The sequence below is a fragment of the Bacteroides sp. genome, assembly GCF_029057325.1.
Classification (GTDB): Bacteria; Bacteroidota; Bacteroidia; order Bacteroidales; family Bacteroidaceae; genus Bacteroides.
In genome coordinates, this window is the sequence record NZ_JAICZW010000004.1 from 1 (window position 1) to 11066 (window position 11066).

8 protein-coding genes are annotated in these 11066 nt (G+C 45.1%); 1 reads left to right on the top strand and 7 read right to left on the bottom strand.

The annotated features are described in order from the left end of the window. The 3 genes from K2G43_RS00110 to K2G43_RS00120 form a co-directional block, all read right to left on the bottom strand. Window positions 1-318: hypothetical protein (locus K2G43_RS00110; RefSeq protein WP_300152520.1), on the bottom strand; the 318-nt coding region annotated here is incomplete at its 3' end. A gap of 30 nt (window positions 319-348) precedes the next feature. Then, complete coding sequence (locus tag K2G43_RS00115; RefSeq protein ID WP_300152522.1) at window positions 349-2214, bottom strand: SusD/RagB family nutrient-binding outer membrane lipoprotein; 1866 nt, start codon at window positions 2212-2214, stop codon at window positions 349-351. Between the two features lie 29 nt (window positions 2215-2243). Continuing rightward, window positions 2244-5474 (bottom strand): SusC/RagA family TonB-linked outer membrane protein, encoded by a 3231-nt coding sequence (locus K2G43_RS00120; protein WP_300152524.1) that lies wholly within the window; start codon window positions 5472-5474, stop codon window positions 2244-2246. 589 nt (window positions 5475-6063) lie between these two features. On the opposite strand from K2G43_RS00120, the gene corA reads away from it, so the two are divergent. Next, complete coding sequence (corA, locus tag K2G43_RS00125) at window positions 6064-7104, top strand: magnesium/cobalt transporter CorA (RefSeq protein ID WP_300152526.1); 1041 nt, start codon at window positions 6064-6066, stop codon at window positions 7102-7104. A 95-nt stretch (window positions 7105-7199) separates the two neighbouring features. Here the strand turns inward: corA and K2G43_RS00130 are convergent, their stop codons facing one another. The 4 genes from K2G43_RS00130 to mutY form a co-directional block, all read right to left on the bottom strand. Next, window positions 7200-7853 carry a 4'-phosphopantetheinyl transferase family protein gene (locus tag K2G43_RS00130; protein WP_300152528.1) on the bottom strand — a complete coding sequence of 218 codons (654 nt, stop codon included), beginning with the start codon at window positions 7851-7853 and terminating at the stop codon, window positions 7200-7202. Between the two features lie 183 nt (window positions 7854-8036). After that, window positions 8037-9365: a gliding motility-associated protein GldE gene (gene gldE, locus K2G43_RS00135; protein ID WP_297643766.1), complete on the bottom strand. Its 1329-nt coding sequence runs from the start codon at window positions 9363-9365 to the stop codon at window positions 8037-8039. A 23-nt stretch (window positions 9366-9388) separates the two neighbouring features. Continuing rightward, window positions 9389-9850 carry a single-stranded DNA-binding protein gene (ssb, locus tag K2G43_RS00140; protein ID WP_300152530.1) on the bottom strand — a complete coding sequence of 154 codons (462 nt, stop codon included), beginning with the start codon at window positions 9848-9850 and terminating at the stop codon, window positions 9389-9391. Between the two features lie 72 nt (window positions 9851-9922). Further along, the gene (gene mutY, locus K2G43_RS00145) at window positions 9923-10963 is read right to left on the bottom strand and encodes an A/G-specific adenine glycosylase (protein ID WP_300152532.1); all 1041 of its coding nucleotides are present in this window, start codon (window positions 10961-10963) and stop codon (window positions 9923-9925) included. Window positions 10964-11066 lie beyond the last annotated feature (103 nt).

Sequence of the window (11066 nt, forward strand, 5' to 3'; positions counted from 1 at the left end):
AATTTCTGTATATCCAATACCAATATTATTTCCAGACTCATCATAAACCGTACAATAAACACCCAAAAGCGCAATCCTCGTTTTATTCAGATGAGTTATAGTTATCCCATTCCCAGAAGTAGAATAACTAAAATAATTCTCTACATTATTTTGCTCAAAGTCCCATACGTATGTATAAGAAGGATCAGACGGATATGCTCCCAAATAAGTTGTTTCTCCCGGACGAATATCTATATTTCCTTGTATGGTAACCTCATTACTCCTTTGATTTACCATTGGCAATATCGCCAACAGCATCGTTATCAATAAAGATTTCACAATTCCTAATTTAAAAAATGAATATTCTAATTATTCTTGGTCAGAATCCCACCAAACATTGATAGACCAAACATTGGCTGCTGCATTCCAATTAGGAGCAGACATATCTGCACCGGGAACTTCCGCACCAATAGCTTTCAGATTATCAGAATTGTAATTGTTCTCATGTGAACATTGAGCCCAACGACGCAAATGCTTACCCAAAGGAATCTGAGTCTGTGCAGTAGTATTCTTATAATACTCTGCCGGAATATGCCAATTCAAGAAAATCTCTTCATCATAATCATAACGGCGCATATCATTCCATTGTTCTACAGAGAACATCATAGCCATGTGCTTTTGAGTCATTATCTTACCCAAAGTCAAATCAGCCACTGTACCAATACCATTAGCCAGGTAGTTTTCAATATCAGCTTGTTCCATCGGAACAAATGAAGGACAATCAGCCAATGAATTGTCTTCTGCTACCCATGCCGTTAATTTTTCATTCATCAAATCAATATTGGCACGGATACCTTCTTTATAAGCTTCGAATGCGCCATTACGGTCACCCTTGTTAAACAGGACTTCCGCTTTGATGAAACAAGCCTCGTGATAAGTCGCCAACCATCCGGGAGACGATACGCGTGTATGGAATGTACCGGAGATAGCGGAACGGTCATCCCCTATGCCCTTCTTATTATCATGCCACATCAACAAGCTTCGACCACCATAATAGCCCTTAGAACCAGAACGTTGGTGAACGTAAATAGTATCACCTTTACGTGTCTCGCTATCGCAATAGAAGCCAGTTCCACCCCAAGGAGTCTTATCACCCCATGACGTTGCATAAGGAGCACCTTCGGTACGTATCAGTGTATTCATATCAACGCCTTCCGAACGACGCCACTTGCCATCTGCAGACCATTTGAGTCCGGCAGGTGAATTGACTGTTTCCATAGAACGTGCCCAAGGTATAATATGGTTTGCACGCGGGTCTTCCACTCCATTTCCTGCAAAATTAGTGAAATTATCAACCAACATCTTTGTTACAAAATAGTTGGAGTTCATTCCGATTACTGAATAAAGTGGACAATAATCAACCGGTTCATCCCATCCCAAAACGTCATGAGAAGAACTATTATTGTCAAGATGGTCAATCACAACATTGTCAGCGTTACTTGTCTGAGCCTTTGCAAGACAAGCCAAAATTGCATCGGCATCGTACTTCAGGTCAGAAGCACTACCGGCACCTTTCTTAGACAGCTTAACCAACCAACGTGCCTTAAACAAGTTCGCCATCTTAATCCACTTATTCACATCACCCATCGCATAGTAATCTCCAGTTGCCAAAGGCACAGCCTGCCCATCTTGCGATTTGGATAAATACTCAATGGCAAGGTCTAAATCTTCAAGACATCCTTTAAAGATAGTCTTTCCGGTATCATATTTCGGAGTATTGGTAGTTGACAAAGCCTCGGTATAAGGCATCTCTCCATAAAGGTCGGTCATCAACATGAAACCATACGCCTTAATCAAATAGGCAGCACCCACATAATGCCATGCACCGGCAGCGGTAGCCGATTCTATCATGTCATTCAGGTTACATGCAGCACCTACAAACCACCATTGATAAGCGGTAGTTACTGGCCCTGTACTCATTTCCCATTGCGAATATGCGCCATAAGTACTTGTACGCGAATTCATTGTCCAGTCACCAAGTCCCATATTTGTTCGCATACCGGCAAACATATAGGCACTATTCGTATAGAACTCAATATGCGGCAATCGCTGAAAATAAGCGGCATCCACATCTGTCGGAGTATTAGGGTTGGTATTGACATCCAGCCAATCGTCACAAGAAGCCATAGCCATCGAAGCGGCAATACCCAATATGATAGATTTTGTAAATTTCATAAGTCACTATTTTTTTATTCAACTTAAAATTAGAACGTAAGGTTTACACCAAATGCGAAGCTAGCTGTTGAAGGCACACCGCAATAATCGAAACCTACAGAAGAAGAACCACCTACACCTGCACCTGACGCAGCAGCTTCCGGGTCACCTTTATAGTTGGTAAACAACAAGAGGTTTGTAGCCGAAGCCGAAAGAACGGCACGTTTAAATACATTGGTCTTATTGAGGATTGACTTGGGTATGTCGTAGCTCAACGAAATCTGACGCAGACGCAAACTATTTACTTTTGTCAAATAGTTGGCGACCTCATAATGATGATAGTTCTGATAATAGTCAGCGATAATCGTAGCACCCGATTTCTCTACTCCATCAATCGTATAATTCTTATCCCACTCATAGGTATATGATACAGGAACATAACTTCCATTCTGCAACTGCACACCACTTATCGTGATTCCTTTATCTCGCATATCAGCCGTATATTGGCTGGTACCGCAATTGTCCATCATCTGTTGCGTACCATTATAGACATAACCGCCTACACGGAATTCCCACAACATATTGAACGACCAGTTCTTCCAAGTAAGTGAATTTGTCCATCCACCAGTGAACTTAGGTTCACGATTGCCCAAATACATATAAGTAGGATTAGATTCTTTGGTAGGAAGACCATTCTTACCGATGATTACCTGCCCTTCATCATTGCGTACCCATTGCGTACCGGCAATACCCATAAAGGCACCTTCTGAATAAGAAGCGGCCTTAGCATATCCGTACTGCACATCCGTAACATACATTACATCCATTCCGGTTGCAAGTCCTTCCAGACGTCCACGGTTACCGGCAATATTGATACCCGTTTCCCATTCCAGATTCTTAGTCTGTATAGGTGTACCACTGATGCTCAACTCCATACCCTTATTCTTCACATTACCCATATTGACAGAGCAGAAGATATAACCGGTAGATTGAGGACCACGCGGAGAAATAATCTGGTCAATAGAATTATTCGTATAATAAGCGTAGTCAAGTTTCAAGCGATTCTTGAAGAAATGCAATTCAACACCAATTTCTGTTGATTCGGTCATTTCAGGCTTGAGGTCTTTATTACCACGCGTCCAAGAGTTACCCAGACCCACTTTATCACCTAGGTATGTATGCACAGGCCACAATGCGGTAGTCAACCCATAAGGATTTGTATCTTTACCTACCTTCGCCCATGATGCGCGAACCTTACCAAATGAAAGGATGCTATTATCCGTCAAAAGCCCCTTATCTTGCAAGAATTGAGAAAATACGACAGAACCTCCAACTGAAGGATAGAAATAAGAACGGTTATTGGCAGCCAATGTGGAAGTCCAGTCGTTACGCCCGGTTACAGTCAAAAAGACCATATTCTTCCAGTCGGCACGGAATTCACCAAACACACCGACAAGACGCTTCTCATAAGTATAATACTTGAACGATTTGTTATTCTCAGCAGCATTGTCATAAGAGAAGAAGTTATCAACTTCAAAGCCATAAGCCATTCTATAATCCTGCTTGGTGGTAGTCTTGTCTGTAGAGGTACCCAGCAACAGATTGAAGCCAAAGTCACCGAATTGTTTGTTGAAATTAGTCAGGAAGTTAGTGCTCAAATAATGGTAGTTGGTCGTATTGTCACTCATCATACCATCCTGCCATGCCAACTTCATCACACCACCTGCTGCGAGCCGTTTGGCATAATCAGTCGTATAACTATCAATACCCATGCGATAGCTTACCCACCACCAATCAGTAATATCAGCTTTCACATTGAAATTACCGGTAAAACGCATGGTTTTATCTTTTACCGATGTCTTGTTGATAATCCAATAAGGATTGTCACTTTCGCTGGCAGCATCCAGCCGGTCACCAAACATACGATAACGAGTACCATCCTCATTCAGATAATGAGACATGTCATCAGTTGTTCCAAACCCAAACAGACGTGACATTGCTCCATCACCACTTGAACCATAAAGGCCACCTGACGTAAGAGTCTTTGCGGTACGGGCCTCCGAATAAGAAGCATTCGCACCAAATGTGAACATCTTCCACCTCTGTTCGCCGTTAAAACGGAAAGTCGATTTGGTATAACCGGTATTGGGAACTACACCATCTTGGTCAAAGAAAGAACCGGACAAATAGAAATTGCCTTTTTCATTACCACCAGACACACTCAGATTGGTATCCCAAACGCCACCGTTCTGGAAGAAGTTACCAATATTGTCATACGTCTTTTCTCCAGCCGACATATGGTCACCCCAAGAGTTGTAAGAAAAGTCATTGTAAACAGCTCCTTGATAAACACCATCCTTAAACTGGTCTTCCATAAATCCACGACGATAACGCGTCTGGGCTTCCGAAGTCTTAATAGTCCAAGAAGTGATATATTTGGCTGCAAGATTCACTTCCACACGTCCTGTCTTACCTTTTTTGGTAGTGATAAGGACAACACCGTTCGCTGCACGCGAACCGTAAAGGGCGGCAGCGGCAGGACCTTTCAGAACAGACATACTTTCAATATCTTCCGGACTGATATCCATTACACGGTTGGAAGTTGTCGTAGAAGTATTTGTAGAACCATCAAAAGCCGAGTTACCTCCCACGGATGAAGAGTTATCATATATCACACCATCCACAACAAACAAAGGCTGGCTATCACGATCCTCGGAAACAGATGTAGCACCACGCAAAATAATCTGTGCACCTGAACCGGCCGCACCGGAAGATTGTGTAATATTTACTCCCGGAATCTTACCGGACAAAGATGTCAACGGGTTAGCCGACTTGTTTTTCATCAATTCGTCAGCCCTCATTTCGTCAATAGCATATCCCAAAGCCTTACGGTCCTTCTTGATACCCATCGCAGTCACCACCACTTCGTCCAGCGCCTGCGAGTCATCTTGCAGTGTCACTATATAAGTGGAAGCAGCCGCAACTTTGATTTCCATCGTCCGGTAACCGATGAATGAAATCATCAGCGTATTTCCGGCAGACGCCTCTACCGAGAATTTTCCGTCAATGTCCGTCACCGCACCGGTTCCGCGTTCTTTCACCAATACGCTGGCACCGATAATCGGCTCACCCGCCGCGTCAGTTACTTTACCTGTGATTTTCTTGGCTTGCTGAGTACTCTGGGAACTTGGCACACCCTCCACAGCCGCATTGGCAGCGTAAGGCGCAGACATCCCAAACAATGCAAGCAGCACTAATGATAAGCAATAATTTCTTTTCATAAGCATTATTATTTGGATTTGTTTACAAACATATAAAACAATTTAGAAATCCACGACAGAATATATTTAAAAAATCATAAACGATTATTAAATAGCCTTCATTTTAGATTTAACAACACATAAAGTATTTTTTTAATACTTATCCATATTTCACCAAGTTCCCCTTCATCCACTTCGACTTCAAAGAAAAAGACCGTTCCTCTGCTCCCTACCCGCTCCCTACCCGCTCCCTACCTGCTCCTTATATATTCCGCCTCTATAGACAGGGAGAAAACAGGGAACGGACAGGGAGCAGAGGTAGCGGATAAAAGGAATACACCAACGATCAGATATTTAAAAATACGTTAACAGACACTTGTGTTCAACATGACAGACACTTGTGTTCAACGTGACAAACACTTGTGTTCAAGCTGACAGACACATGTGTTTGAGACGACAGACGCAAGTATCTGTCAAAACGGGGAATATAGGGGAAATTGCAGAAGTTATATCCTTGCTGATTTTATTCCGCCAACAGGTTTTTAATATAATTCAAACTGAATCTTAAATAAAAGAGTTATATTTGCAAGCATCCTAAGACATATCGGCCATGGCTAAAAACAACCTTCTTACCGAACAACTGAAATATACAGGCGAGAATAAGACTCCTACCAGGATAAACCTATACTCATACAACAAAGAGTTTATCAGTTGCCATCACGACATACAACCGTCCGCCTTGAAAGAGCTCAAAGGGAAGGAAGCCGTGAACTGGATACAAGTGACCGGCCTGCAAGACACGAACATCCTCAAAGAGGTCTTCCAACAATTCGACATCGATTTCCTTACAAGGCAAGACATACTGAACTCCGATCACCTTCCCAAAATAGAAGAGCACGACAGGTATAACGTAATCATACTGAAACGGCTGCACAAAAACAAGCAGGATGATTATGACCCCCTGCATCTTTGCATCATACAAGGACAAACATACATCATCACATTCACCGAAAGAGAGTCGGATATCTTCAACGACATCGTTTCGGCCCTCCACAACGACACCTTGAGGATAAGGCAAAAGCAATCGGATTATCTCTTAAGCGTCATCATCAACGAGGTGATTTCAAATTATATGTCCGTCATCACCCAAATGGAAGACGAGCTGGAAGACCTGGAGGAGTCGCTGATTATCCCCGACAGCGCCAAAGTCCCGGCAGGCATAGAAAGCATACAGCAATTCCGCAAGAACTACCGAATCATCAAGAAAAGCGTATTCCCCCTGAAAGAGCACTTCAACAAATTGTTCCATACGGACAACGAACTTTTTAACGAATCGCAACGCCCCTTCTTCAACGACATAAACGACCACCTCCTGTTCGTCCTGCAAACCATGGAAAGCTGCCGCGACCTCATCACAGCCATAGCCGACCTGTATCTGTCCCAAAACGAACAACGGCTGAACGACATCATGAAGCAACTCACCATCGTATCTACCATCTTCATTCCGCTGACGTTCCTCGCCGGAATATGGGGAATGAACTTCGAATGGATGCCAGAATTATCGTGGAAGCACGGCTATCTGATGGCATGGGGAGTGATGCTGGCAATGGGAATGTCACTGTTCTTCTTCTTTAGGCATAAAAAGTGGTAGATTCTTCGAGAAGAGAGGAAAGGCATTTCGGATACACCGGGGTGCATCCCTACATTGAAAATGAATAGGTTATACGTGTCACGATAGGTGAGCAGTCACCTCCGTTCGATGAAGCCGTGTTCCTGAGCAAGCGTCAAGACGAAATCAGGGAACAGCCGGTAATGGATAGTGAACCGCCGCCGCTCCACCGTGCGATACTCCTCGGCAAAGAAAGAGCCTTCCTCACAAACCGCAAAAGGCAGCATCCGCATGTGCCTGCGGAAATCCACCTCCAAAGCGTTCAGACACTTGAACACGGCCTCCTTGGCCGACCAGTGCAACAACAACGACCAAGTATCGGTGCCCCGAAACGGCGATGCCACCTCGTCTTCGCGCATGAACTTGTGCGCCACCTTCCGCACACGCTCGCCATACTGCTCGATGTCGATGCCCACTTCCCGTCCGGGTTCTCCCAAGACCACCGCCACATAGCCTTTGGTATGCGAGATGCTGAAGGAAGCTGAAGTGTCTGCCAGATAAGGCTTCCCACCAGGATAATAGGCTATCTCTTTCTCTTCGCCCAACAAAGTGTAAAGCAATACACGGACAGCCAGCCACTCCAAACGGCGATGCACAGCCGTGAAACGCCGCACACCTTCCTTATAGACTTCCTGACGGGGAAGCATGGACAATAGTTCTTCCGGAGATTCTTCCACTCTCCAAATTCCCCATCGGAAAGAAGAGGTAGTATGTTCTAAAAAAAGAGGCATGAAGGATTTAGGATTTCAGATTTATGAATTATGATTTCAGGCTGTCTGAGAATTTCCGTTGTGCTTTCTTCAAGTACGGATTTCACAATATTCTTATTATCAATTCGTGTAATCCGTGCCTGAAAACATAACAGTATGTAAGCAACAACAAGGGTTTCGGACAGCCTACCCCATTTTCAAATTTCATTGTTCAGCTTTCATGGTGAACTTTACTTTCAGGATGCGGCGGTTGTCCATCTCCAATACCTCAAATTCGTAACGGTCATACGTCACTTTCTCATGCAAGGTGGGGAACTCTCCTTTCAGTTCGAGCAATAATCCGGCAAGGGTATCTGCCTCGCCTGCCACTTCATCGAAGGTCTCTTCGTCCAACTTGGTTATCTTATAGAAATCGGTCAGCTGGGTTTTGGCCTCAAATACCCATGTATGGTCATTCAGCACGGAGTATGTACGCTCTTCATCGTCATATTCATCGCGAATCTCACCCACAATCTCTTCGATGATATCCTCCATAGTCACAATGCCCGACGTACCGCCGAACTCGTCCACCACAATGGCGATGTGAATCTTGTTTGCCTGAAAATCGCGCAGCAGGTCATCTATCATCTTGGTCTCCGGCACAAAGTAAGCGGGACGGATAAGCGACTGCCAACGGAAGTTGCCTCCCTTGTTCAGATGGGGAAGCAAATCCTTGATGTAGAGCACGCCTTTGATGTTGTCGCGGCTGTCGGCATAAATAGGAATGCGTGAATAGGCATTATCGACAATGCACTTCAGCACATCTTTGAAAGGCGTCCGGATATCCAAATCAACCACATCCAGCCGGGAAGTCATCACCTCTTTCGCCGTTTCGCCACCAAAACGGATAATACCCTCCAACAGATTGCTTTCATCCGAAAGCTCGGTCTTGTCGGTCAGCTCCAGCGCTTGCGAAAGTTCATTGACCGATATGTTGTGGTTCTTGCGCACGATGTGCTTGTTCAGGAAAGAAGTGGAACGCACCAGCATGGATGCCAACGGATAGAATATGGAACGGCACAGCATGATGCCCGGAGCCGCAAAGCGACAAAAAGTCAACGTTTTCTGTGCCGAATAAATTTTAGGCATGATTTCGCCGAAAAGCAACAGCAGGAACGTGAGGACTACCGTCAGTATGAGGAACTCTGCAATGGGCGAATGAAATCGGAACACATCCATGAAGAAGATGTTGCAGAGCATGATAATGGTTACGTTCACAAAATTGTTCGTAATCAAAATCGTAGCCAACAACCGCTCGCTGCCTTCCAACAATATGCTGATTTTCTCGTCCGAAGGATGCTTCTTCTCTTCAACGGTACTCAGGTCGGAGGGAGAGAGCGAAAAGAAAGCTATCTCGGAAGCGGATGCGAAACCGGAAACAAGCAGGAGCAAGCCTGCCAACACAATGGCCACAATGGCCGCAACTGAAGGAGTCTGTACGGATATACCGCTAAAAACATCTGCCAACTGGCATAAATAAGCGTCTGGGTCCAAAGATACGGATTTTAGTTAAACAATTAGAACGGCAAATCGTCCGTCGGATTATCTTGTGCAGGAGCAGCCTGCGGTTGCACAGCCTGTTGTGCCGGAGATGCACCGAGAGTGGCCGCCTGTGGAGCGTAAGGGGCTGCATTAGAAGTTGCCACTTTGGGAGTCAGCATTTGCATGCTATCTGCAAAAATCTCAGTTACATAACGTTTGATTCCCGCCTGATCATCATACGAACGAGTACGTATTTTCCCCTCAATATATAGCTTATCTCCTTTATGCACATATTTTTCAGCAGTTTCTGCCAGCCCGCGCCAAAGAACGATATTGTGCCACTCCGTACGTTCGGGAACTTGAGTTCCATTCTGCAACGTATATCCCCTTTCCGTAGTAGCCAAAGGAAAAGTGGCTACTGCCACCCCACTATCCAGGTACCTCACTTCTGGATCTCTGCCTACATTACCTATCAATATCACTTTATTCACTGACATAAACTTCTATTTTTAGAATTTGCGGTCAAAAGTAACGAGAATATTCACATTATGCAAAAATACGGACAACTTTTATAGATATTTCTCCAAGAAAGCGTATATCAGCCGCGATACCGCATAGTTTCCCAAATCTTCTGCCTTAATCCGCTGATACCCCGCAAAAGAAGCGGAGCCCTCCGGCAAAATGGCTTCGTAGAAATTGGCGTGAATCACCCGATGAGACAACACATGCCTCACGTTGCGCTGCAACGGACGGATGACCGGACTCTCCCCCTCGGCAAAAAGCGAATGCAGCCGGGGGGAGGCAAGAAACTCCTCAACTGACCAGTCTCTCTCCGCCTCAATCAACGGCAACTCAAACAAATTCTTCCAGATGTCATTTTCTGTCCTTTTACGTAATAAGGTATGCGCGCCCATGCGTACATATATATAATTGAAATAACGGTTGGACACCTTCGGCTTATGCTGCTTCACCGGCAGTTGCCGAACTTGCCCCTGCGCCAACGCACGACAACTGCTAGCAAGCGGACAGAAGAGGCAGTCTGGCGCTTGCGGCGTGCACTGCACCGCACCAAAATCCATCACGGCCTGGTTGTAGTCCGCCGGACGCGACTTGTCAAGCAGCTCGTCCGCCAAGGCGGCAAACACCTTCTTCCCTTCCGTGGAATCGATGGGAGTATCAATACCGAAATAGCGGGAAAGCACCCGATATACATTCCCGTCCACCACCGCGTAGGGCATGCCGTATGCAAACGAACAAATGGCAGCAGCTGTATATTCCCCCACCCCTTTCAGCGCCCTTACTTCCTCGTAACTCTTCGGAAATGTTCCCTGCATACTCCGGGCCGCCGCATGCAGGTTGCGAGCACGCGAATAGTACCCCAATCCTTGCCAATACTTCATCACTTCATCTTCGGAAGCGGCAGCCAACGAGCACACATCGGGAAATCGTTCCACAAAACGCAAAAAATACTCATACCCCTGCACTACCCTCGTCTGTTGTAAGATGATTTCGGAAATCCAAATCCGATAAGGGTCCGCTATATTCCGCCACGGGAGGTCGCGCTTATGCTCCGCATACCAGCCCAACAATGTTTCACTAAAGTCATTCATGCGGCAAAAATAGTTCATTTCCTGCCTAACAAAACTTAATGACCGGACTTTTTTTAGAAAAATGTCCGAAATATATTTTTTAGAGAGACGGAAAAGCTATATA